17 protein-coding genes are annotated in these 24,767 nt (G+C 55.5%); 16 read left to right on the plus strand and 1 reads right to left on the minus strand.

Annotated elements, in window-relative coordinates; genetic code table 11:
* Window positions 1-114: 114 nt before the first annotated feature.
* The 3 genes from ACFSX3_RS03410 to nadE all read left to right on the plus strand — a co-directional run bounded on the left by ACFSX3_RS03410 (window position 115) and on the right by nadE (window position 3,368).
* Entirely contained in the window at window positions 115-1,800 is a 1,686-nt protein-coding gene (locus ACFSX3_RS03410; protein WP_379312608.1) for an ATP-binding protein, read from the plus strand.
* 181 nt (window positions 1,801-1,981) lie between these two features.
* Entirely contained in the window at window positions 1,982-2,416 is a 435-nt protein-coding gene (locus ACFSX3_RS03415) for a BrxA/BrxB family bacilliredoxin (RefSeq protein ID WP_209993713.1), read from the plus strand.
* A 142-nt stretch (window positions 2,417-2,558) separates the two neighbouring features.
* Window positions 2,559-3,368, plus strand: a complete 810-nt coding sequence (gene nadE, locus ACFSX3_RS03420) for an ammonia-dependent NAD(+) synthetase (RefSeq protein ID WP_209993714.1) — start codon at window positions 2,559-2,561, stop codon at window positions 3,366-3,368.
* 75 nt (window positions 3,369-3,443) lie between these two features.
* Here the strand turns inward: nadE and ACFSX3_RS03425 are convergent, their stop codons facing one another.
* The gene (locus ACFSX3_RS03425; protein ID WP_209993715.1) at window positions 3,444-4,262 is read right to left on the minus strand and encodes an alpha/beta hydrolase family protein; all 819 of its coding nucleotides are present in this window, start codon (window positions 4,260-4,262) and stop codon (window positions 3,444-3,446) included.
* Window positions 4,263-4,552: 290 nt separating this feature from the next.
* Between ACFSX3_RS03425 and acpS the strand changes: the two genes are divergently transcribed.
* From acpS to ACFSX3_RS03490, 13 genes are all read left to right on the plus strand, one after another.
* The gene (acpS, locus tag ACFSX3_RS03430) at window positions 4,553-4,957 is read left to right on the plus strand and encodes a holo-ACP synthase (protein ID WP_209993716.1); all 405 of its coding nucleotides are present in this window, start codon (window positions 4,553-4,555) and stop codon (window positions 4,955-4,957) included.
* A gap of 32 nt (window positions 4,958-4,989) precedes the next feature.
* Window positions 4,990-6,327, plus strand: a complete 1,338-nt coding sequence (mutY, locus tag ACFSX3_RS03435; RefSeq protein WP_209993717.1) for an A/G-specific adenine glycosylase — start codon at window positions 4,990-4,992, stop codon at window positions 6,325-6,327.
* 948 nt (window positions 6,328-7,275) lie between these two features.
* Window positions 7,276-8,313 carry a LacI family DNA-binding transcriptional regulator gene (locus ACFSX3_RS03440; protein ID WP_209993718.1) on the plus strand — a complete coding sequence of 346 codons (1,038 nt, stop codon included), beginning with the start codon at window positions 7,276-7,278 and terminating at the stop codon, window positions 8,311-8,313.
* 790 nt (window positions 8,314-9,103) lie between these two features.
* On the plus strand, window positions 9,104-10,519 hold the full coding sequence (locus ACFSX3_RS03445) for an extracellular solute-binding protein (RefSeq protein WP_209993719.1): 1,416 nt from the start codon (window positions 9,104-9,106) through the stop codon (window positions 10,517-10,519).
* A gap of 162 nt (window positions 10,520-10,681) precedes the next feature.
* Window positions 10,682-13,585 (plus strand): extracellular solute-binding protein, encoded by a 2,904-nt coding sequence (locus ACFSX3_RS03450; RefSeq protein WP_209993768.1) that lies wholly within the window; start codon window positions 10,682-10,684, stop codon window positions 13,583-13,585.
* 72 nt (window positions 13,586-13,657) lie between these two features.
* Window positions 13,658-14,563: a carbohydrate ABC transporter permease gene (locus ACFSX3_RS03455; RefSeq protein ID WP_379258976.1), complete on the plus strand. Its 906-nt coding sequence runs from the start codon at window positions 13,658-13,660 to the stop codon at window positions 14,561-14,563.
* A 5-nt stretch (window positions 14,564-14,568) separates the two neighbouring features.
* Entirely contained in the window at window positions 14,569-15,432 is an 864-nt protein-coding gene (locus ACFSX3_RS03460) for a carbohydrate ABC transporter permease (RefSeq protein ID WP_209993721.1), read from the plus strand.
* Window positions 15,433-15,451: 19 nt separating this feature from the next.
* The gene (locus ACFSX3_RS03465; protein ID WP_209993722.1) at window positions 15,452-16,894 is read left to right on the plus strand and encodes a tetratricopeptide repeat protein; all 1,443 of its coding nucleotides are present in this window, start codon (window positions 15,452-15,454) and stop codon (window positions 16,892-16,894) included.
* Window positions 16,881-17,504, plus strand: coding sequence for a Yip1 family protein (locus ACFSX3_RS03470; RefSeq protein WP_209993723.1), 624 nt, complete (start codon window positions 16,881-16,883; stop codon window positions 17,502-17,504). The genes ACFSX3_RS03465 and ACFSX3_RS03470 overlap by 14 nt, the downstream gene beginning before the upstream one ends.
* Before the next feature lie 18 nt (window positions 17,505-17,522).
* A complete protein-coding gene (locus tag ACFSX3_RS03475; RefSeq protein WP_209993724.1) occupies window positions 17,523-20,093 on the plus strand; it encodes a DUF5696 domain-containing protein in 2,571 nt (856 codons plus the stop codon).
* Window positions 20,093-20,992 carry a carbohydrate ABC transporter permease gene (locus tag ACFSX3_RS03480; protein WP_209877854.1) on the plus strand — a complete coding sequence of 300 codons (900 nt, stop codon included), beginning with the start codon at window positions 20,093-20,095 and terminating at the stop codon, window positions 20,990-20,992. Before ACFSX3_RS03475 ends, ACFSX3_RS03480 begins: the two co-directional genes overlap by 1 nt.
* Window positions 20,993-21,014: 22 nt before the next feature.
* Window positions 21,015-22,028 (plus strand): carbohydrate ABC transporter permease, encoded by a 1,014-nt coding sequence (locus ACFSX3_RS03485; RefSeq protein WP_209993725.1) that lies wholly within the window; start codon window positions 21,015-21,017, stop codon window positions 22,026-22,028.
* A gap of 15 nt (window positions 22,029-22,043) precedes the next feature.
* A complete protein-coding gene (locus tag ACFSX3_RS03490) occupies window positions 22,044-24,710 on the plus strand; it encodes a glycoside hydrolase (protein ID WP_379258079.1) in 2,667 nt (888 codons plus the stop codon).
* Window positions 24,711-24,767: the final 57 nt, after the last annotated feature.

The raw sequence follows: 24,767 nt of genomic DNA on the forward strand, positions 1-24,767 counted from the left end.
GAAACCTGATTATCGTTGTCAGGAAAGCGCGGTTGTGCTTTAATCTAAGTGGAAAAGGAATTTTAACCAATTTGAGGAGTGATTGCAATTATTTATGCGGTAAAGGATATTTTATTGCAAATATCGGCTGCCTGCATTTTTCTGTTTCTCTTTCAGTGGAGGCTGGACCGGGGCGATCCCCTGCGCCGGAGCATCAAGTTTCCCGATGATCACACCTTTCTAATGATCTGCTGCGCGCTGGGCATTACGTTGTGCATGGCACTATCGGATACGATGTTCGGAGTGGTCTATTTGAATCTGGCGATTCTCCCGGCCTATCTGGGGATCTTATATGGCAATCTGCCCTCCAGTATCTACCTGGCGCTGTATTTCTTCTTCTGCACTGCATTGTTCTGGGTGCCGTCAGGGTTGGAGCATCTTTTCTTGAATACAGGGGTGCTAATGTATCCGCTGCTCTTCGGCATGTCCGGGCTGTTCAAGAAATCCGCGATACCCGGCAAAATCGCCATTTTGTGGGGCGCGCTTTTTCCAAGCATGCTGTTCATTGTCATTGTACCGAATATGCAGGGCCGGAGCGTCCTGGATATCCCTCCTGCTGAAGCCGCCCTGGCCGGGCTATACGCCTTAACGGCCTTAATTCTGGGCGCCTTGTTTATCCTCTATATCGATAAGGCCTGGGACAAGCTGCAAGTCAGGATACAGATGCAGGGGATCTCGGAGAAATTCCAGTGGGAATCGGAGAAGATGCAGCAGATCACGAATGTGGTTCCGCTGAATATTATGGAGTTTGATGACAACGGGTATGTTACGGAGCTGAATGAATACATGCTGACCCTGATGCAGCGTCATTGCCCCCTGTTGACCAGAGAGATTATTTTGTCGAGTCCGGCAAGTGAGATCTTCGGCAAAAGCATGGATCAGCCCGCCCTGACCCGGTTAGAGGAGGTTCTGCGCAGCAGACTGCGTTCCAATACCAAGATCAGGGTCGATTCGATGACCTATCATATTTTTACCGCGCCGCTCCGGCATGAATCGGGGCAGCCGGGCGGAATCGTCATGATTATTCAGGATTTGACGGAAGAGGAGAAAATCCGCAGTGAGCTGGACAATGTCGAGCGCCTGTCGCTGGTGGGACAGATGGCTGCGGGAATTACGCATGAGATCCGCAACCCGATGGCGGTAGTACGCGGCTTCCTGCAGCTGATGCGGGAAAAGAGCCCGGAGGATCTCCACTCCTATTATCATATTGTCATGGAGGAGCTGGACCGGGCCAACAGCATCATCAATGATTTTCTGTCGCTGGCGCAGACCCGTGTATCGGACAAGGAGCCGGCCGGGCTCCAGCCTATTATGGAGGAGCTTACGCCGCTGATCTGGGCGGATGCCAATCTTCGCGGCCAGAGCGTGGAGCTGAAGATCAGCCCGACGATGCCGCTGCTACAGCTTAATGTCCGGGAGATCAAGCAGCTGATTCTGAATTTGGCCCGCAACGGCATGGAGGCGATGGAGGCCAAGGGCGTACTGACGCTTGCTGCCTGTGAGCATGAGGATAACGTGCTGCTGATTATTACGGATACCGGAGGCGGTATGCCCCAGAGCCAGCTGAAACAATTGTTCACCCCGTTCTTCACCACCAAGAGCCAGGGGACAGGACTTGGCCTGCCGCTCTGTCTTAGTATTGCGGAGCGGCATAACGGAACGATCCGGGTGGAATCGGAGGTAGGCTCTGGGACCTCGGTCATCGTTACTTTTCCGGTGGAGTCCAGAGAGGGAACTGTCCAAAGCCCAGTATATATGTAGCGGATTCCGTCGGGACTGGTACCGTTTCGAGGCTGTGCAGCGGCAGGCTGGAGACGGCTGCTTCTCTTGCTTTCACAGAGTATGTATGTATAATAAAGTTAGCAAGTAGTGCTGGAACGCGGTAACGTTATCCGGGTTCTGACCTTATCTCAATTCAAGTGATGAAGGAGAGTGCAGAGAAATGTCCATGTCTTTTAATCAATATATGAGAGATTCTATTCAACCTATGCGCGACGATCTGACAAGCATCGGATTTCAGGAGCTATTGACCCCGGAGGATGTGGAAGCAGCCCTTCCGGCAGCTAAGGGAACTTCGCTGGTTGTTGTTAACTCCGTATGCGGCTGTGCCGCCGGACAGTGCCGTCCAGGGGTAGCCCAGGCGCTGCAGAACGAGATTCTGCCGGATCACCTGTTCACCGTATTCGCCGGACAGGAGAAGGATGCTACCGCCAAGGCGCGTGAATATTTCGCACCGTATCCGCCATCGTCCCCGTCCATCGCGCTGATGAAAGACGGCGAGCTGATTCACTTCATCGAACGTCACGGTGTAGAAGACCGTTCGGCCGCCGAGATTGCTGCGGAGCTGAAGGAAGTTTTTGACCGCGTGTGCCAGTAATAATGTCCTGCAGCCTGAGGGCAGCAGCATGAATAAGTAATGATCCCGCATCAGCCAGCCGTCAGCCGGAGGCTTGGCTCATGCGGGATTTTTTTCTAATGATAAGGGCAGGGATTATAATTCTAAGAAACGGGGTGGTCCTGTGAGTCTGCAGGAAGAGATTATTGCTGCACTGGGAGTTAAGCCGGTGATTGATACGGATGCGGAGATACGGGGGCGTGTAGATTTCCTGAAAGCGTATGCGCTCCAGGCGGGAGCCAGAGGTCTGCTGATTGCGATTAGCGGGGGTGTGGACAGCGCGGTGGCTGCGGGTCTGTGCAAGCTGGCTACGGACGAGCTGACGGCGGAGGAAGGCAAGGAGTATATGACACTCGGGGTGTTCCAGCCTTACGGGGAGCAGGAGGATATTGAGCACAGCTATGCGGTGGCCCGGGCTTTTGAGCTGACCCATACGGTGGAGACCAATATTGAAGAAGCGGTGAACGAGATCGCCCTCGAGGTCGAGCATAGCCTGAAGGCTCTGGGCCAGCACAAGCATATTACCCATCAGGGCAAGGGGAATGTAAAAGCGAGAACGCGGATGGTGATGCAGTATGCGCTTGCTTTTGAGAACAATCTGCTGGTGGTGGGTACCGATCATGCTTCTGAAGCGATTACCGGATTCTATACGAAGTGGGGCGATGGCGCCGTCGATATTACACCGCTGTCTTCCCTGAACAAACGGCAGGTGCGGCAGCTGGCTGCGGCGCTTGGTGTGCCGGCGGATATCGTGACCAAAGCCCCTACGGCCGGACTCTGGCCGGGCCAGACGGATGAGACAGAGCTTGGAATCACCTATGAGGAGAACAGCGATTATCTGGAGGGGAAGACCGTCAGCCCTGAAGCGGCTGAGAAGCTGGAGCGCTTCTTCCGGAGAACGGCGCATAAGCGCGATAGTATTCCGGGGATCTAAGCAGGTAATGCCGGAGCCGCCGGGGTGCTGCGTTTGATGCAGACGCTCCGGCGGTTTTTTGGTAGGAGTAAGAATCTACTCCGCCAGCACCCGGTTGATGAACTCTCTGGTAGCGGATATCGCCTGCTCCAACTGGGGCGTCGTTCCGGCAAATGGGTGAACGGTGCCAAAGGTATGATTGCCGCCGGGAATCTGCACCCATTCGATATCCGGCCGCAGCCGGGTTAATTGCTCGGAGCCGCGCCGCAGATGCTCGCCGTCCTCACTGCCTTGAATCAGGACAACGGGGAAGCTGGCCTGCTTCATCCGTTCTACAATCTGGTAACGCTCCGCCTGCTGCTCCAGATCTTCTATAATGATGGCATCCAGCGGCATTTGCTGTCCGGTCCGTCCGTTGAGCACATGTGTCCGGCCCTTCTCCCGCATCTCACTCTTCTGCTGCTCTGTGAACAGGTCCAGGCTGGTGATCCCGTTCCAGGAGATGACCCCGGCAATTTCAGCCGGATGATCCAGTGCGTAGAGGAGTGAGTCGCCCCCGCCGCGGCTATGGCCTAACAGGAAAAGCGGGAGGCTGCCGAACCTGTGGTGCTGGCTCAGATAAGAAAGCAGGATCTCCATATCCTTGATCTCACGCTGGTAGGTGTTGCGGGCGAACTTGTCCAGCTCGGTGAAATTCTGCAGATCCTCGCCGATGCCGGCATGGGAGAAGTTGAAGCTGATCACTTCATGCTCGTCGCTGAGCGCCTGTGCCGTATACGGGAACATCCCCCAATCCTTGAAGCCTTTGTAGCCGTGAGCGATGACTATTACACTGCGGGCCTCTCCCTGAGCGGGAAAATGGGAGCAGCGAAGCACCGCATCCTCTCCTGCGGGTAATTCAAAATTACGGGACATAAGGTATTCTTCCTTTCCTTACTTTCCTTAATATCTTGGAAATGGCGGTTGCACTTCTTTACCAGATATAACTGATTTGCGGGTGATAGACTTTCAGTTTTTTTTCTTTTAAGATAGCAGAAAGCTGACGCTAAGACTATTATTAATAATACTTGGCCAAGAAGCTGACAGGCCTCACTGTTACATGAGATCTGTGGAGTCCTAGCAAGATCATATCATTAGACGCAGGGTAAGGATAGAAGGTAATATAAGAGGGTTAAGGAATGCAGAGCCAGGAGAGGTGTGGGAGTGTGATTTACGGAATCGGGCATGATGTGCTGGAAATCGACAGGGTTGCCGGGATTACGGAGGGCAGCCTGGGTAGCCGCTTCTCCCGGAGAATTCTGACCCGGCTGGAGCTGGGGCTGGCCGCAGGCAAAGGCGCGAAGACAGCGGAATTCATCTCCGGGAGATTCTCGGCTAAGGAAGCGGTTGTGAAGGCGTTGGGCTGCGGAATCGGACAGCTGGTGGGTTTTCAGGATATTGAGATTCTGCCGGATGCGCTGGGCAAGCCAGTCGCTATATTGTCAGCGGAGGCCTGGTCCCGTCTGGGGCTGCCGGAGCAGGAGTATATCATTCATCTCACCATTACGCACAGCCGCGGACTGGCCTCGGCCTTCGCGGTGGTGGAGCGGACGCCCGGCCACAGCCTGTAACTATATAATTATGAACGGCAAGGAGAATAACGATGACCACAGATGAGAAGCACATAGAAGCGCAGCAGGAAGCCAAGTTATTCTTCAGCCGGTTCCTGCTGGAATGGTATCACCTCCAGAAGCGGGACCTGCCGTGGCGGCGCCACCGCAACCCGTATTATATCTGGATCTCGGAGATTATGCTGCAGCAGACCCGGGTGGATACGGTAATTCCTTATTTCAACCGTTTCATTGAGCAGTTTCCAACCGTGGAGGCGCTCGCAGATGCACCGGAGGAAGAGGTGCTGAAATGCTGGGAGGGGCTTGGCTACTACTCGCGTGCCCGAAATCTCCAGCATGCGGCGAAGCAGGTCAAGGAGCTGTACGGGGGGCAGGTGCCGGATGACCGCGATGCCGTATTCAGCCTCAAGGGCGTAGGTCCGTATACAGCCGGTGCTATTCTGAGCATCGCGTTCAACCGTCCGGAGCCGGCGGTGGATGGCAATGTGATGCGCGTCTTATCCCGGTATTTTCGGATTGAGGATGACATTGCTAAAGGCCCGACCCGAGTGAAAATGGAAAAGCTCGCCGCCGAGCTCATCCCCGAAGGGGAAGCGGGCAGCTTCAATCAGGCGCTGATGGAGCTTGGCGCGCTGATCTGCACGCCGAAATCACCGCGCTGCCTTCCGTGCCCGGTGATGGAGCACTGCGCCGCGCGGCTGGCGGGCTGCGAGACCTCGCTGCCCGTCAAGACCAAGGCGAAGCCGCCGCGTCCGGAGGAGCGGCTGGCTGCCCTGGTGGAGGGCCGCGGCGAGCACGCGGGCCGGGTACTGATCCGGCAGCGGCCGGCTAGCGGGCTTTTGGCCCGCATGTGGGAGCTGCCGCACTGGCCTGCGCCGCCTGCTGAGGCTGGCGGCGCGCGCGGTGCGCTGCTGCCGGAAGCGGCAGCGCTGGACCGGCTGCGCCGGTCCATGAGCCAGGCCGGGATTCTCGCCCGGCCTGAGGGGCACTGGATGGCTGCGGAGCATACATTCAGCCATATTGTGTGGACCCTGCAGGTGTACCGCTGCAGGGAAGAGGCGGCGCTGCCGCTGGCAGCGGAGAGCCGCGCGGTGTATGGGGCGGCGCTTGTGGAGCGCGGCGATAGCGCGCTGGGGGCAGAGTCTGGAGCGGCACATGCGGGACGCGGCGATAGCACGTTGGCTGCAGCGCTGGAAGCACAGCCAGCGGAAGACGCACCGCTGGCGCTGTTCGACAGCGGGGATGCCGCCGCCGATGCGGCAGACAGCGGTGCGCAGCGCTGGATCAGCCGCGAGGACATGAAGAATTATGCCTTTCCGAATGTGTTCCTCAAGCTGCTGAACAGCTATTTCGATGAGCAAGGGACGTAGGCTCCCACCCACTACCGCGATGCTAATCCCTGCTGAGCCATACAGTCCACCAAGGGACAAGCATCACTCTGCCGATTGCAGTGTAAAGATTAGTATGTTTGGTGCTAGACGGGGGTTCTTCCCTCGTGTTCTCACCAACACTGCAACGGCTGCCGTCCTTCTAAAGAGAGTGCCGCCGCTTCCGTATGCTGTTGAGCAAATGTAGGGGCATCGGTTGTGGACAAACTGGAAGTATGTATTATCTGACCTCAACAGCCGAAAGTATAGTATATGTGCGCCACTAACTGCGCCGGAATTAGGCTGCAAAACCCTGTTGAAAGTAACGGAAGTGAGCCGCACGGCGCAACCAAAGGGATAAATCCCATTAAAAGTGCCAGAAGTGAGCCGCGCGGTGAAATCAAAGGGATAAATCCCATTGAATGTGCCAGAAGTGAGCTGCACGGCGCAATCCAAGGGATAAATCCCATTAAATGTGCGGGAAGTGGGCCACACGGTAAAATCAAAGGGATAAATCCCATTAAATGTGCGGGAAGTGGGCCGCACGGCCGAACCAAAGGTATAAATCCCATTAAATGTGCCGGAAGTGGGCCGCAGGCGTAAATGAGGAGCACAAGTGCCCCTGAATTTGCCGAAAGTGGGCGGTTGAGCGAAATGAGGAGCACAAATGCCCCTGAATTCACCCAAAGTGGGCGGCTGAGCGAAATGAGGCACAAATGCCCCTGAATTCGCCGAAAGTGGGCAGTTGAGCGAAAGGGCAGTTGGTAACTGGGAGGAATAAAGGGCTACTAGGCACCAGCCCGTCCTCCCCCGCGCCCTGCCAACTCTAACAGCACCCTGCCCCAACTCCCTCCCCCCTGCCAACTCCTCCGCCCTACCCCAACCCCCGCAGCCATCCGCCCCGGATGTAAGTTGCTATAAGCCAGGAACGCAAGACCAAGGAGGTAAAGGATGAAGACGATTACCATATATGATATCGCCAAGGAGGCCCAGGTGTCCGTAGCCACAGTCTCCCGTGTCCTCAACAATACAGCTCCGGTCAAGGAGAGCACCCGAAAGATCATCATGGCTGTGATTGAGAAGCACCAGTTTCAGCCGAACGCGCTTGCCCGCAGTCTGCTCAAGAAGGAGACCGGCACCATCGCCATGATTCTGCCTGACATCACCAACCCGTTTTTCCCGGAGGTCTTTTGGGGAGCCGAGAATGTAGCCAGAGAGAAGCATTATACCTTCTTCCTCTGCGATACGGCGGGGGAGCATAGCCGCGAGTCGGAGTACCTTAGCATTCTTCGGGAGAAAAGAGTGGACGGGATTATTTTCCTGGGTGGAAGAATTAACCTGAACCAATGTCCGCCGGCGTTGTCCCAGGAGGTCGTGGAGCTGTCGAAGCATGTGCCGATCGTGCTGGTCAACGGCAATCTGCCCCGGAGTGGCCTGCACCGTATTTACACCGATGAAGAAGAAGGGGCGGCGCTGGCTACTCAGCATCTGCTGGACCTGGGGCACCGGAGAATCGGGTTCCTCGGGGGGATGGAGGAGACCTCGACAACTCAGGTGAAGCTGAAGTCTGTACGGATGAAGCTGAAGGAGCAGGGGCTTACGCTGCGCAAGGATTGGGTCATGTTCCACGACTTCTCGATCGAGGGCGGACGGGCGCTGATGGACCGGATGCTGGAGCAGGAGGACCGGCCGACAGCGGTGCTGTGTGTGAATGATTTTACGGCCATCGGGGCATTAAAGTCTGCCACTCAGCATGGGCTGAAGATACCGGAAGATATGTCGATCGTGGGGTTCGACGATTCGCCCTTGTCCAGAGCGGTTATTCCGGAGCTGACCACGGTGTCGCAGAACACCAACCAGCTGGGGGAGCTGTCTGTAGAGATGCTTCATGAGCTGATTAGCGGCGGAAATCCCAGGAAACGCACGGTGCTCCAGCCTAAGTTGGTGGTACGCGACAGCACGGGACGCCCGAAAAATCCCGCAGAATAGCTCACGCAATAGCACGCATAGTAGCCTAACGGAAGCTGCTTACCAGATTAATCTGCCGCGCAAGCATTCAAGCATGTTCATCCAGGGCCGGGCAAGAACTTTCCAGGCGTATGTGGAGTGCGTCAGCACGAGGGGGCCTGTATTCTGGAAAGTTTTTGGATTGAAGCATGGAATTTGTGTAAAGTAGGATTGACCAGGGGATAAGCAGAAGTTATAATGAAATGGATTTCATGAAACCCATTTCATTATTTTTAAGGTTTTGAGTAAGCGGTTACTCTTGCGGTACATATGGGACAAGGCGAGTTTGCGAATTTACTGACAATTTGAAAAGTATAAGAAAATCGCAGCCATAACCCACCAGTCACCCTGATATTTTCCTCGAGAGAGGCACCTTCCTTAGATGGACGGCATGGGTCGTACACAGTTGATCCTGATATTCCCTCTGAAGCAGTATCGCTCCTAATGGGGCGGCATGGGCCGTACAACAATCCTAATCCTTCCCTCTGGAGTAGAACCGCCCTTAAAGGGACGATTCGGCCATGCAATGCTCCTTATCTTTCTCACTTATACGGCACCGCCCTTAGGGGGCGGCAATAACCGTATCCAAGTTCAGTTATTCCAAGTTTTCTTTTCATCATTTCAAGACTTACCTTAAAGGCTTATATGCTGGCATCCGCCACTATATAAATATGACATCGGGAAGGGAGCGGGGGACGGACGCAGACATGCTTGAATCAGTTCTATCTTGGATTAGCTTAACATCACTGAAATTAGGGGAGCGTGGCGAACAGTGAAACAGTTGAAGAAGAAAAGCTCGGCTTGGCTTATGCTGCTGACAGCCTTAGTTACACTTGTAACCGGTTGCAGCGGAGGGAATAATGCGTCTGCACCGGCAACACCGGCGGCGGAGGCGACTCAGGCTCCGGCAGCCAGTGAAACGGCACCAGCGGCAACGGAAGCGCCTTCGGCAACGCCGGTTGCTAATCTGAACGGGCGGGAGATCCGCATCTCCCACTGGTGGGATGCCACTCCTGTCGGGGATTCAGAGGCAGATGAGCTTGCCCGCGAACGGATCAAAGCGGTGGAAGAGAAATACAACGTCAAGATTAAATACCTGAATACAGAGTATTGGTCCACCGCCGAGAAGCTGTCCTCTTCCGTTATGGCGAGCGATCCGTTTGCCGAGATTGTCCGGCTGCCGGACGGCTTCATCTGGGGCCTGATGCATGGCGGCTTCCTGACACCGCTGGATGATTATCTGAAGGATTCACTCATCGATCAGAGTGTGATTGATTCCATGCGCTTCGGCGGCGACAAGGTCTACGGCCTGGAGAGCTGGTATAGCCCGAACGACAGCGGCGTGTTCTACAACAAGCGTATTTTCAAGGAAGCAGGTCTGAAGGACCCGCAGCAGCTGATGGATGAGGATAACTGGAACTGGAATACGATGCTTGATGCGGCGAAGAAGCTGACGATTGACAAGAACGGGGACGGGAAGATGGACCAGTACGGTCTGGCCGGAGCCCATTATGTGATCTCGGAGCTGCTGATCGCCAGCAACGGCGGCAAAATCTACGACGAAGCTAATCAGAAGGCGGTCTTTGATTCACCGGCATCTATGGAAGCGCTTAACTTCCTTCATAAGCTCTACACCCAGGATAAGGTGTTTAAGCCTAACGAGGGCAACGACTGGGAAGACCCGGCTAAGTATTTTGGAGAAGGCACCGTGGCTATGTATCCGGGCGGTCTCTGGGAAATCGAGGGGCGTATTCTTGGCAAGATGAAGGATGAATGGGGATATGTCTATATTCCAAAAGGCCCGCAGGCCGACAAGTACTACGATCCGCTGGGCCAGACGGCAGCCTATGCCATTCCCAAAGGGGTTAAGGATGCGGATACAATCGTAAAGATCTGGGAGGATCTGCAGCCGTTCGACAGCTGGCAGGAGAACCGCAGATTGTCGATGGAGAATGTGTTGCCGGATGAAGCCTCAATCGCCAATGCGATGAATGATGAAGGTAAGGTGGAGCGGGTCTTCGGCGGACGCTACGGCGGTCTTGGCGTCAAGGATCAGCTGGATAAGGTGACTGAGAAATTCCTCAAAGGCGAGATTACACCGTCCACCGGGGTGGCCCAAGTCATTGGAACGGCGCAGGCCGCAGCCAAGAAGGTACTGAGCGGTGAGCAGGATAAAGAGAAGAAATAGGTAGTCGGACGGCTCATAACAAGGATAATACCTGCTTGTCCTGCGTAATACCTGCTGTGTTAGTCCTCAGAATCGGCAGCCGCCCTTATAGGGCGGCGTAGCCGAGTGCATCTGTATCACTCTTATTATGCAAGTCTGCTAGAGGAGGGAACCCGAGTGAGAATGTCATTATCCCGGCGGATGATGAACCGGACACTTGTAACTGTCATGCTGATCTCCATGACGGCGCTGCCAGCGGCAAGCGCAGAGCTGCCTGCTGCCCAGGCGCAAGGTGTAACGGGGAACGGGCAGGAGGTGCGGCAGCTGCCTGAGGGCAGCTATGAGCATTATCTGCAGCAATACGAGCGCGAGGAGCAGCCCCGCGAAGAAATTATGCTGAAGGGAGCCGATTATACAGGGGCCGAGGGGATGAGCCCGGAGGTGCTGACGGAGCTTGGCGGGGAGACGGGAAGATACGTCAGAACGGAGGAGAGCGGTTCGGTGGAGTGGCAGCTGGATGTACCGAAGTCCGGGCTATATCACATCTCTGTCCGGTATTATCCGGTGAAGGGCAAAAGCTCGGCGATTGAACGTGAGCTGCTGATCGACGGCAAGCTGCCGTTCACCAGCGCCCGCAATCTGTCCTTCGGGCGGATCTGGGTCAATGAGAACCCGGAGATCCAGCAGGATAACCGGGACAATGATCTCCGGCCGCGCCAGATTGAGGCCCCGGCCTGGCAGGAGACCCTGCTGAGAGATACGGAGGGCTACTATGAGGAGCCGTACCAATTCTATCTGTCGGCCGGAAGGCACACCTTGACGATGGTGTCCAGCAGAGAGCCGATGGTCATCGACTATATTAAGCTGCACAGCTACGCTGCACCCGCTGCCTACGCAGAGGTGAAGCAGGGCTACGAAGCTAAGGGGTATAAGCCCACCAGCGGCCATCAAGTTAAGATTCAGGGGGAAGACGCTGCCTACAAATCCTCCCCGACCTTGTATCCGATTACAGACCGCTCAAGCCCTTCAACAGAGCCGTACGATGTCTCCAAGATCAGAATGAACACGATTGGCGGCAACAACTGGCGGGTACCGGGCCAATGGATCGCCTGGGAAGTGGAAGCGCCGGAGGACGGTCTGTACAACATCACCATCAAAGGCCGGCAGGAGCTGCTAAGAGGGGTTTATTCCACACGCTCCCTGCGGATTGACGGAGAGATTCCGTTCCGGGAAATGCTGCAGATTCCGTTCTACTACGATTCGGATTGGCAGATGAACCGGCTGGGGAACGATGATGAGCCGTATTTGTTCTATTTAAGCAAAGGAAAAAACGAATTACAGCTGGAGGTCAGCCTCGGGGCAATTGCACCGCTCTTGCGCCAGGTGGAGGCCAGTGTGCTGGACATTAATGCGATGTACCGGAAAATCCTGATGATTACAGGGAATGTGCCAGATCCGTACCGCGATTACAGGCTGGAGGAGCAAATCCCGGATATGACGGCGGTCTTCCGTGAGCAGAGCCAGATTCTATATGGCGTATCGGAAGAACTGGTCCGGCTTACAGGGGAAAAGAGTGATAAAACCGCAACCTTGAATAAAACTGCCTATCAGCTGGCGGACATGGCCGACAAGCCGGAAACGGTGCAGAAGCGGCTGTCGCAGTTCAAAATCAATGTCGGCAGCGTAGGCTCCTGGATTCTGGAGGTATGGGAGCAGCCGCTGGAGATTGATTACCTGCTGCTCTCTTCGCCGGATGTGAAGCTGCCGAAGGCGAATGCTTCCGGGTTCAGGAAGCTAGTGCACGAGGTGTCGTCCTTCACCCATTCGTTCTTCGAGGATTACAACACGATTGGCAATACCACGGAGAACGGCGAGACCATTGATGTATGGATCGGAACCGGCCGCGACCAGGCGCAGGTGCTGAAGGCAATGATCGATGATACATTTACCCCGCTTACCGGCATCGGTGTCAATCTGAAGCTGGTGAGTCCGAATGTGCTGCTGCGCGCCTCGCTGGCCGGGGAAGGCCCGGATGTGGCGATGCAGGTCGGCAATGATATGCCGGTGAACTTTGGGATGCGCAAAGCGGCGGAGGATCTGTCAAAGTATCCCGGCTATGAGGATGTGGTGAAGCAGTTCAGAGACAGCGCGCTCGTGCCGTACCGGTTCGAGAATCAGGTCTTTGCCCTGCCGGAGCAGCAGATCTTCAACATGCTGTTCTACCGGAAGGATATTCTGCAGGAGCTGAACCTTGCGCCGCCGCAGACCTGGGATGAGGTATACGCGATGATTCCGGTGCTGCAGAAGCACCGGATGGATATGGCGCTGCCGCTCGCGCAGACCACAGGCGTGCCAGTACTGGAGGTCAACCGCGCGTATGCCATGCTGCTCTATCAGATGGGCGGATCATTTTATCTGAATAACGGAGCGAAGAGCGGACTCGATACGGAGAACGGGCTGGCTGCCTTTAAGAACTGGACCAATTTCTATACCAGCTACAAGCTGCCGCTGATCTTCGACTTCCCGATGCGGTTCCGCACCGGCGAGATGCCGGTCGGCATTCAGGACTATACCTTCTATAACTATCTGACGGTATCTGCACCGGAGATTAAGGGACTATGGGAATTCATTCCGGTTCCGGGGACGAAGCAGCCGGACGGGAGTATCCGCAGGGATGTTGCCAGCGGGGGCACCGCCGCCCTGATGCTGAGGCAGGCCAAGAACAAGGATGCCGCCTGGGAATTCATGAAATGGTGGGTAGACAAGGATTCGCAGGTCCGCTTCGGCCGGGAGATGGAGGGCCTCATGGGCGCGGCTGCGCGGTATCCGACCGCGAACGTGGAAGCGCTTAAGGAGCTGCCATGGCCGACAAGCGATTACCGCCATCTGGAGGAGCAGTGGCAATGGGTGCAGGGTGTGCCTGAGGTGCCGGGCGGTTACTTCACAGGCCGCCATCTGGACAATGCCCTGCGTGAGGTCATCAACAATGGAACGAACACCGCCGATGCCCTGTACGATTATGTGCAGGAGATCGACTATGAGATTGATCAGAAGAGAGCAGAGTTCGATTTGAAACGAAGGGAATAGGGAGGGACTCTTGTGCAGAAAGTGAAAAATACGGCCGAACCCTTGATTCAGCCCCGGCTGTCCCCTTCCGGGCTGCGTAATTACTGGGCTTTGTTCGGCAAAGATGTGCGGCGGGATAAACATCTGTATGTACTGCTGGCTCCATATATGGTGCTGTTTCTGTTGTTTACCGTATTGCCGGTGGTGATTTCGATCATCTTCAGCTTCACGCACTTCAACATGCTGGAGATGCCGCGCTGGATCGGCTGGGAGAATTATTCCAAGCTGCTCTGGAATGATGATGTGTTCCTGATCGGGGTCAAGAATACACTGATTTTCTCGGTGGTTACCGGACCAGTCAGCTATATCGCCTGTTTTTTGTTTGCCTGGCTGATCAATGAGCTGAATCCCAAGCTGCGGGCGTTTATGACCCTGATCTTTTTTGCGCCGTCGATCTCCGGGAATGTCTTCTTCATCTGGCAGATCATCTTCTCCAGTGACTCCTACGGGATCATCAACGGACTTCTCATGCAGCTTGGCGTAATTTATGAGCCGATCCAATGGCTGCAGGACCCCAAGTATATGCTGGGGATCATCATGCTGGTGCAGCTCTGGCTAAGCCTCGGGACCAGCTTCCTGGCCTTCATCGCCGGACTGCAGACCGTTGACAAGACGCTGTATGAAGCAGGGGCTGTGGACGGTGTCAAAAACCGCTGGCAGGAGCTGTGGTTCATTACGCTCCCTTCCATGCGTCCGCAGCTGATGTTCGGCGCGGTCATTCAGATTACTGCCTCGCTGGCAGTTGCTGATGTGGCTATGGCGCTGGCAGGCTTCCCGAGTGTGCAGTACGGGGCGCATACGATCGTAACCCATCTGGTGGACTACGGTACGATCCGCTTCGAGATGGGCTATGCCTCGGCGATTGCCACCGTGCTGTTCGTGATGATGCTGGGCAGCAATCTGATTGTTCAAAAGCTGCTGAAGAGGGTGGGTGAATAAGCGGGATGAAGCTGGCAATACGTCTGAACAAAAAAGTAAACCGTTCCTGGCAGGTCGATGCCCTGCTGTTCCTGGCCCTGGCCGGATTCGGAGCATTCATGGCGATTCCGTTAATTTATGTCATTAACAATGCGTTCAAGCCGCTGGATGAGCTGTTTATTTTCCCGCCTACGCTATTTGTACGCAATGCAACGCTTGAGAACTTCGCCAATCTGTTTCAGGTGATGAAGAATTCCTGGGTGCCGTTCTCCAGATATATATTCAACACGGTATTCATTACCGCCGCCGGTACAGCCGGGCATATCCTGCTGGCCTCGGCGGCGGCGTACCCGCTGGCGAAGCATAAATTCCGCGGCTCTAAGGTGCTGTTCACCGTGGTTGTCCTGTCGCTGATGTTCTCGCCGCATGTCACCGCGATACCGAACTATATGATTATGTCCGCGCTGGGCTGGATGGACTCCTACCAGGCGGTTATCGTTCCTGCCTTTGCCTATCCGCTGGGACTCTATCTAATGAAGCAGTTCATGGAGCAGATCCCGGATGCGCTGCTGGAGGCGGCGAAGATTGACGGGGCAAGTGAATACCGCATCTTCTGGCAGGTCGTCATGCCGCTGGTCAAGCCGGCCTGGCTGACGCTGCTCATTCTGATGATGCAGATGCTATGGGGCACGGACGGCGGCAGCTTCATCTACAGCGAGCAGCTCAAGACGCTGCATTACGCGATGGGCCAGATTATTCAGGGCGGGATCGCCCGTGCAGGAGTCGGGGCCGCTGTGGCGGTGATTATGATGACCGTGCCGATTGTGACTTTCATTCTGTCACAGAGCAATGTGATTCAGACGATGGCTTCGTCCGGCATGAAGGACTGAAGCGATGGAGGCGTTAGGGTTGAGAATAAAGTCATCGATACTGGTGCTTGTATCCGTGCTGCTGCTTGTGGGCCTGTGTCCTAGGCCGGCCGGGGCAGCGCCGTATGAAGGATATACCTACTCCTACTGGGGAGACGCGGTTCAGTCGCCGATTGCTTATCTTCCTTCGCGGGCCATCAGCGGGCTAGAGGCAGGGACGGGAGCCTGGAACGCCCCGGGAGACCTGTTTGTCTCAGCGGAAGGGCTGCTCTATGTGCTCGATTCCGGGAACGGGCGGATTGTGGTGCTGGATAAGGAGTGGAACACACTCCGTGTCATCGAAGGCTTCCGGAACGGGGAGAAGAAGGACAGCTTCAATAACCCGGAAGGGCTCTTCGTTACGGACGCCGGCCGGATCTACGTGGCGGATACGGAGAATAGACGGCTGGTCGAGCTGGACGGCACAGGAACCTTCGTGCGGGAGATCGGAGCGCCGAAGGCGGATGTGATCGGAGCGGGTTTTGAGTATTTTCCGCGGAAAGTGATTGTTGATAAGGCAGGCCGCATCTATGTGGTCGGCAGAGGGGTCTACGAAGGGCTGATCGAGTTCGACAGCGACGGGCAGTTCACAGGCTTCATGGGCACGAACAAGGTGCAGTTTGATCCTGTGGATCTGTTCTGGAAGTCCGTATCGACCAAGGAGCAGCGCGAGAAGATGGTGCAGTTCATTCCGCTGGAATTCAATAATGTCGATGTCGATGAAGATGGCTTCATCTATACCACTACCGTGGATAAGAAGACCTTCTCTCCGGTAAAAAGACTGAATCCCTCCGGCATCGATGTCCTGCGGGTCAGCAGCGAGATCCCGCCCATCGGCGATCTGAGCCTGGACCGCTCCGCCTTCATTGACATTGATGTGACGGGGAACGGAGTGTACCGGGCACTGGACACCACGCGCGGGCGGGTCTTCACCTACAATGAGGACGGCAAGCTGCTATATGTAATCGGTCAACTCGGCAGCCAGCTCGGCACATTCAAGAACCCGGCGGCGGTGGAGAGCTATGAGAATGCAATCTATGTGCTGGACCGCGATCTGGGGAGAATTACCGAGTTCATGGTGACTCAGTTCGGCAGCATGGTTAATGAAGCCAACACCCTGTACAGCTCCGGCAAGCATGATGAAGCCGCGAAGCTGTGGCGGGAGGTGCTGAAGCTGGATGCCAACTATGAGATGGCGTATGTCGGTATCGGCAAATCGCTGCTCCGCCAAGGCGAATACAAGCAGGCCATGACCTATCTGAAGCTGGGCAATGACCGCGAATATTACTCTAAGGCGCTGGGGAAATACCGCAGGGAGTATATGCGCGATCACTTCAGCATCTATATGACCGGAATGATAGCCGTACTGCTGGGCGGCTACGTGATCGTCCGCCTGGTGAAGCGGCAGAGAAAGGGAGGGAGGGTTCAGGATGCCGTTTCTTAAGGACATTAAATATTCACTGCATGTAGCAGTACACCCCTTCGACGGATTCTGGGATCTGAAATATGAGAATAAGGGCAAGCTGCGCATGGCACTGGGCATTCTTATCGCCCTTACCCTGACTATGATTGTGAAGCGCCAATATGTAGGCTATGTGGTCAATTATAATCACCCGCTAGCACTGAACAGCATCAATGAGCTCAAGTATATTATTTTCCCGTTCCTGCTCTGGTGCCTGGCGAACTGGTCCCTGACGACGCTGATGGACGGGGAGGGTAAGTTCGCGGAGATCGTCATTACTACTGGGTACGCCCTGCTTCCGCTGATTCTGATCAACATTCCTAATATCCTGCTCAGCAACGTGATTACGCTGCGGGAGGCTTCCTTCTATCATTTGCTGGATGCTTTGGCCACGCTGTGGTTCGTCTGGCTCTTGTTCATCGGGACTATGACGGTTCACCAGTACACGGTGCTCAAAACGATTACAACCATGCTGCTGACGCTGGCTGTAGTGGGCATCATCATCTTCCTGGGCCTGCTGTTCTTCAATCTGATCCAGCAAATTGTCAGTTTTGTCTACACCGTCTACCAGGAGCTTTCAATTCGCGAATAAGAAAGGAGGAGCCAGGCTTTGAAGAAGAAGCTAACCATCATTGCAATTGTGATTATGCTCAGCGGCGCAGCCCTGCTGCCGTACACAGACTTGGCGGAATCTGCGCCAGAAGCGGAAGCGGCGGTACAGTCTGAAGCAGCGATACAATCCGAAGCAACGGTACAATCTTCAGCGCAGAGCGTGCAGGACACCCCGAAATCGCCGGAGCTATCTGCAGATCTGAAGGCGGCCCTGGACAACGAATATTTGACCCTGTATCTGAATCAGACGACCACGGAGATTGCCGTTAAGGATAAGAAGAGCGGGGCGCTCTGGTATTCCAACCCGCAGGACCGCGAACAGGATGCTGTCGCCACCGGATATAACAAATCCAAGCTGAATGTGCAGGTGGAGCTGACCTACTATGACAGCAAGGGCAATCTCATGAACTACGACAACTACACTCACAGTGTGCAGGGTAGCCAATTTACCATCGAGGAATCGGGCGACAGCCTGAATATCGTGTACACACTGGGGGAGGTCAAGAGCAATATCGATGGGATTCCCAAATACATCAGTGAAGAACGCTTCCGCACCCTAATCATCGACCGCATTGAGAAGGAGCGTGACAAGAAGGAGATCGAGAAACGGTTCAGGTACGATGAATCCAATAAGCGGTATGAACGAAGAGATACCTCCTTCAAGGGAGTAGGGCTTAAGAAAGTGACCTCCCTGTTCGAGCAGGTGGGCTATGATGAGGAGCAAATCGCCATCGATAAGGCGGCCTACGGCGAAGAGGAGGACGGAGCCGCCCTGGTGACGCTTCCCCTGGAATACAAGCTGGACGGGAAGCAGCTGCGGGTAAGCATCCCGGGCGATAAGGTCAGATATCCGGATAATATGCACATTCAGACGTTGTCGCTGCTTCCGTTTTTTGGGGCGAGCGGGACGAAGGATGAGGGCTACAGCCTGGTGCCTGACGGCTCCGGGTCGCTGATACACTTCAACAATAACAAGCTCTATGCTGCCCCATACCGTACCGCGATGTACGGACCGGATGCTGCGCTGACCCAGCTGGGGCAAGTGCAGAAGGAGGAGACCGCACGGCTGCCTGTATTCGGCATGAAGGTTCAGGACCGCGGCTTCCTGGCGGTGATCGAGAGCGGAGATGCGGTTGCAGCCGTGGAGGCAGACGTCAGCGGGCGGCTGAATCAGTATAACAATGTCTTCTCCAGCTATACGCTGGGCAGTCTGGAGGAAGTGACGCTGACCAACGGCTGGCGCTCCAGTACGGTGAAGCAATTTCAGGCTGGTATCTTCTCCGGAGATATCACTGTAGCCTACAGCTTCCTTGATAAGGAGGGGGCCAGCTACTCAGGCATGGCCGCGCATTACCGGGAGTACTTAATCGAACATACCGGGATGGCAAGGCTGGAAGGGGCAGAGGACGTTCCCTTCTACCTGGAATTGATCGGCGGCATTCCGAAGAAGAAATTCTTCCTGGGCATTCCTTACAGCGCTTATGAGCCGCTTACTTCCTTCAAGGAGGCCAAGGTCATTCTGGAGCAGCTGCAGGAGAAGGGGATCGGGGACATTCAACTGCGGTATACCGGATGGTTCAACGGCGGCATCAACCATAATTACCCGAAGGGCGTATCTGTGGACAGCAAGCTTGGCGGAACCAAAGGGCTCAAGGAGCTCCAGGCCTACGCACAGGATAAGGAGGTTACACTGTATCCCGATGCTTCGTTCCTGCAGACCTTCCCGGAAGCCAAGGGCCTCGGCAAGTCACAGGCCTCCCGGCTGATTACAGGTAAGCTGGCGCATACGTATCCCTTTGACTTCTCCATGCTGAAGCTGGATGTGAAGCAGCCCTCCGGTTATGTCGTCAGTCCCCGGGTACTGCCGGGTGTGGTAGACAGCTTCCTCGGGGATTATGCAGCGCTTGGAGTGGACGGCTTGTCCCTGCGGGATCTCGGCAGCGGGCTGAATTCCGATTTCAATGTGGAGGATCTGGTTGACCGCCAGCGGGCCGAGGGAATCGTCAAGGAGCAGCTGGAGCGCGTGAGCAGCTCGGTGCCCCGCCTGATGGTGGAAGGCGGCAATGCGTACGCGGCTCCCTTCGCCCGTCATATTGTGGCTGCGCCCATGCAGAGCAGCGGGTTCAATATTACGGATGAGAGCATCCCCTTCTTCCAGATGGTGTACCACGGCTATCTGCAATATGCCGGAACCGCCTGGAATATGGCTGATGATCAGGATGCATCGCTCAGTCTGCTGAAGGCGCTGGAGACCGGGAGCGCACCGTATTACACCTGGTTCTATGCCGATCCTTCCGCGATTAAAATGACGGGCTTCGACAGGCTCTACTCGGCCGATTACCGCAGCTGGATTGACCAGGCAGCCGGGCAGTATCAGGCCTTGAGCCTTGTGCTGAAGAATGTCCAGTCCCAGACGATCAGAGAGCATAAGAAGCTGGCGGAAGGTGTCTATCAGACGACTTATGAAGCAGGAACCACGATTATAGTGAATTATAACCGTGCGCCGGTGAGTGTGGGCGGAGTGACCATAGACGGAAGGAATTACCGGGTAGGAGGTGAGCAGCAATAATGAAGCTAAAGAAGCTGTCCCTGGAGCAAAAAAACAGATATTACGGCCTGTACTTCATTCTTCCCTGGTTCGCGGGCTTCTGCTTCCTGTTCCTGACGCCGCTGCTGTCTTCCCTGCGGTTCAGCCTCAGTAACCTGCAGGTCAATGATGAGGGCTTCACGCTAAAATATATCGGACTCGCGAACTTCCGGGAGGCACTGTTCTCCCATGAATCCTATGTCCGGACATTAACGGAATCCGTGATGAATATCGTGCTGAACACCCCGCTTATTCTGATTTTCAGCCTGTTTTTCGCCGTGCTGCTCAATCAGAAGTTCCATGGCAGAGTGCTGGCGCGGGCCATCTTTTTCCTGCCGGTTATTCTGGCCTCGGGCATTATTGCCAGCATTGAGAACGGCGATTTGATGCAGTCTGTTGTGCGCAGCGCCAGTGATTCCACAGGCGGAGGCCTGTCGGTGATCAAGAATCTGGAGCTGACCACGCTGCTGATCGAATCCGGTCTGAGCCCCACTGTGGTGCAGTATCTGACTGGAGCGGTGAGCCGGATCTATGAGATTGTCAGCCAATCGGGCGTGCAGATCCTGATCTTTTTGGCGGGGCTGCAATCGATCTCCCCTTCCCTGTATGAGGCGGCGAAGATTGAAGGCTCCACAGGCTATGAGGCCTTCTGGAAAATTACGTTTCCGATGATCGGCCCGCTGATCCTTACGAATCTGGTCTATACCATTATTGACAGCTTCATCAGCGACCAGACCAGCCGCATGGTGGTGGATACAGCGTTCAAGAGCTTCAATTTCGGGCTGAGCGCAGCCATGTCCTGGATGTATTTTGCTATCATCGCGCTGCTGTTGTGGGTAACGACGGCGCTGATCTCACGTAAAGTCTTTTATCAAGACTAGCGGCTTGGAAGGAGGAGCATTCATGAAGACAGAGACCGCAGCAATGCCGCACCGCACCAGGAAAGAGCAGCTGCACCGGCTGGCTTCGGCCGCCTATTGGGTGGAATTTTCGAAAAAATGGTTGTGGGTGATCGCCCGTTTTGTGCTGGTCTTCGGCATATCGTTCGTCATTCTGTACCCGATCCTGCTGAAGCTGTCGATTGCGTTCAAAAGTATGGACGATTTGTATGATTCCACCGTGATCTGGGTACCGCAGGCGTTCACCCTGGAGAACTTCAGGCTCGTATTCAAGGCGATGAACTATCCGGCAGTACTGCGGAACACCATGCTGTTGTCGTCAGCGGTCATGGTGCTTCAGACCATCATCTGTGTGCTGGCCGGTTACGGCTTTGCCCGGATTAAGTTCAAGGGGAGCGGGCTGCTGTTCGCGGCAGTGATCTTTACGATCCTTGTCCCCTCCCAGACAATCATGATCCCGCTGTACCTGCATTTCAAGAACTTTGACCTGTTCGGTCTGATTGAGCTGTTCACAGGGAAGCCGGCGAACCTGATCAATACGTATTGGCCGTTTATCATTTCTTCGATGCTCGGGATGGGCGTCAAGACAGGGCTGTATGTCTATATTTTCCGCCAGTTCTTCAAGGGCATTCCACGGGAGATTGAGGAAGCGGCCTATGTGGATGGAGCAGGCTATTTCACCACCTTCGCCCGTGTGATTCTGCCCAATGCCATTCCGTCCATGGTAACGGTGATGCTGTTCTCCTTCGTGTGGCAGTGGAATGACTCATTCTTCACCAATATGTATCTGAACGAACCGAAGGTCATGTCATCGATGATGTCTTCGGCGGGCTACGGTATTGCTACCTACATGACCGGCGGCGGCCAGGCAGCGAATTCGCTGGTTCAGGACCCGTTCTTCATGTCCATGATGATGAATACCAGTGTGCTGATGGCGATTCTGCCGCTAATTATCCTCTATGTATTCGTTCAGCGGCATTTCGTAGAGAGTGTGGAGCGTTCCGGTCTGGTCGGATAGGAGGAGGATAGGAGCATGAAGCGGCTAACGGTTACGGCGGTTATCGGCGTTGTTCTATTATGTGTTGTTGTAATTCTGTTCAGTAATAGGAATGAGGAGGAAATCCCTGTGCAGCACCAGAAACCGCCGGATGCGGCAGTGACGATAGACGGCAATGTCCGCTATCAGACTATCGATAACTTTGGCGCGTCCGACGCCTGGTCCATGGACCCCCTGGGGAAGGAGTGGACCGAAGAGAATAAGAACAAGGTGGCAGATTTGCTGTTCTCACGCAGCAGAGGGATCGGGCTGTCAGCCTGGCGCTTCAATATAGGCGCAGGCTCGGCGGAGACCGATCAGGCCATCATTCCAGATCCGTGGCGAAGAACGGAAGCCTTCAAAATAACGGAGGAAGGGCCGTACGACTGGAGCAGGCAGGCAGGGCAGCAGTGGTTCCTGCGGGCGGCCCAGGAGCGCGGAGTCGAAACCCTGATTGCCTTCGCCAACAGCCCGCCGGTCTGGATGACCCGGAATGGTCATGCCCAGCCTGATCCAGAGGTAGGGTCCAGCAATTTGAAGGAAGGCTCTGAAGCTGCCTTCGCCTCCTTCCTGATTGAGGTGTTGGAGCATTTCAAGCAGGAGGGCCTTGAATTCGATTATATCAGCCCCGTTAACGAGCCGACCTGGGACTGGAACCATGCGCAGCAGGAAGCCAGCCGGTACAATAATGACGACCTGAAGCGGGTGATTCTGGAGCTGTATGCCCAGCTTCGCGCTAGCGGGCTGAAAGCGCAGATCAGTGCCCCGGATGGAGTGGAGATTATTTCTCTGCTCGATGATGAGCACTACCGGGAGTTCGCGGGCAGCGGCGTCTATTCCAGCGGGGCTAACAGTCTGGGGCTGGGGAAATACCGGGAATACATTAAGGACCTGCTGGGTGACCCTGTGCTGAAGGAAGCGGTAGGCAACAAGATCGCCTCGCATTCCTACTGGTCCGACTACAGTCATTCCGGCGACGACCGGCTGGTTAAGCTAAGACAGCTGCTGGACGGCAATCTGAAGCAATATGATCCGCAGGCCAAATATTGGGTCACCGAATACTGCATTATGGGCGACTATGGCCCGGGACGGGATCTGGGAATGGAGCCCGCGCTTCAGGTGGCGCGCACCATTCACTTCGATCTGACCGAGGCGAATGCAGCCGCATGGCAGTGGTGGACGGCAGTGTCCAAGGTAGATTACAAGGACGGCTTGCTGTACACCGATTACACTCAGCCTGGGGATGAGCAGAACATCCTAACCTCGAAGATCCTGTGGTCGCTCGGCAATTACAGCAAGTTCATCCGCCCCGGAGCGGTGCGGATTGCACTCTCCGGTCTGAGCCAGGAAGCCGGAAGCGAGCTGCTCGGCTCGGCTTATGTGCACGAGGAGGAGCAGAGCATGACGGCGGTGCTGGTGAATGACAGCCTGGAGGAGAAGCGGGTGCAGCTCACCCTGAGCGGACTAGGACTGAAGGCAGCTGCCTTGCGTTCCTATGTAACCAATGCGCAGCTGGATCTGGCCCGCAGCGAGGATGTGGTTGTTGATGTAGCCGCTGATGGGACGGCAGCTGGGGAGCAGGTATTCCAGGCCGTTATCCCGGCCCAGTCGGTGGTGACCCTGGTGGCAGGCGGGCCGGAGCTAGAGGAGGAGGCTGGCCTGCCGGGTGAGGTTGCCGGAACCCAGGTTACCGGGACTCAAGCTGCACAGGACATTCCGGCGGCGGAGGACTATGCAGGCTATCTGTTCAGCTATTTCACAGGCGAAGGAACCGGGGACGGCGAGCAGGTATACTTCGCCCTCAGCGAAGGCAATGACCCGCTGCATTGGCAGGAGCTGAACGGCGGGAAGCCTGTGCTAATCTCCCCCTTGGGGAACAAGGGAGTCAGAGATCCCTTCATCATCCGTTCACCTGAAGGGGGACGGTTCTATCTGATCGCCACCGATCTGAAGATCAACGGCAATTGGGATTGGGGCGCAGCCCAGACACGGGGCAGCCGGTCGATCATCGTGTGGGAATCGGATAATCTCGTGGACTGGTCGGAGCCTTGGGAAGCCAAGGTCTCACCGGAGGAGGCGGGGAATACCTGGGCACCTGAGGTGATCTATGACCAGGAGAGCGGAGAATATATCGTATTCTGGGCCTCGCGGATGTACGCCGGTTCCGCTCACACCGGGGACGCCTACCAGACAATCCTGTATAGCAAGACACGCGATTTCCGCGCGTTCACAGAGCCGCAGGTCTATATGGACTATGGGCATTCGATCATTGATACCACTATGGCTGCGTATAACGGGAAGATTTACAGATTCACCAAGGATGAACGCGAGCAAGGTCCGGAATCCCCTTTTGGCAAAATGGTCTTCCAGGAGTCCCTGGATTCGGTATTTGCGCCTGCGGTGAAGCTGTTAAGCGGGAGTGTCGGCGGACTGAAGGGCATTGAAGGGCCAACCCTGTTCAAATCCAATACGGAGGAGAAGTGGTATCTGTTTGTGGATGAATTCGGAGGGAGAGGGTACATCCCGCTGGAGACGGAGGATCTTGATTCGGGCAAGTGGACGGTATCCTCTGATTATGAGCTGCCGGCCAGCCCCCGCCATGGAACGGTAATTCCGGTCACCCGGCGTGAATACGACGCTCTGAGCGCCAAGTTCATGCAATGAATTCAGGCCGGACCTAGCGTGGCAAGTGGAAACGGCATTGCCGTCCTTTTAAAGGAC

Source organism: Paenibacillus rhizoplanae (assembly GCF_042684125.1).
Classification (GTDB): Bacteria; Bacillota; Bacilli; order Paenibacillales; family Paenibacillaceae; genus Paenibacillus_AQ; species Paenibacillus_AQ rhizoplanae.

Bases quoted from the DNA above. Each gene is read 5' to 3' on its own strand.
- ACFSX3_RS03415 (WP_209993713.1), top strand. From the start codon at position 1,982: ATGTCCATGTCTTTTAATCAATATATGAGAGATTCTATTCAACCTATG.
- ACFSX3_RS03425 (WP_209993715.1), bottom strand. From the start codon at position 4,262: ATGTCCCGTAATTTTGAATTACCCGCAGGAGAGGATGCGGTGCTTCGC.
- mutY (WP_209993717.1), top strand. From the start codon at position 4,990: ATGACCACAGATGAGAAGCACATAGAAGCGCAGCAGGAAGCCAAGTTA.
- ACFSX3_RS03440 (WP_209993718.1), top strand. From the start codon at position 7,276: ATGAAGACGATTACCATATATGATATCGCCAAGGAGGCCCAGGTGTCC.
- ACFSX3_RS03450 (WP_209993768.1), top strand. From the start codon at position 10,682: ATGTCATTATCCCGGCGGATGATGAACCGGACACTTGTAACTGTCATG.
- ACFSX3_RS03460 (WP_209993721.1), top strand. From the start codon at position 14,569: ATGAAGCTGGCAATACGTCTGAACAAAAAAGTAAACCGTTCCTGGCAG.
- ACFSX3_RS03470 (WP_209993723.1), top strand. From the start codon at position 16,881: ATGCCGTTTCTTAAGGACATTAAATATTCACTGCATGTAGCAGTACAC.
- ACFSX3_RS03480 (WP_209877854.1), top strand. From the start codon at position 20,093: ATGAAGCTAAAGAAGCTGTCCCTGGAGCAAAAAAACAGATATTACGGC.
- ACFSX3_RS03485 (WP_209993725.1), top strand. From the start codon at position 21,015: ATGAAGACAGAGACCGCAGCAATGCCGCACCGCACCAGGAAAGAGCAG.
- ACFSX3_RS03490 (WP_379258079.1), top strand. From the start codon at position 22,044: ATGAAGCGGCTAACGGTTACGGCGGTTATCGGCGTTGTTCTATTATGT.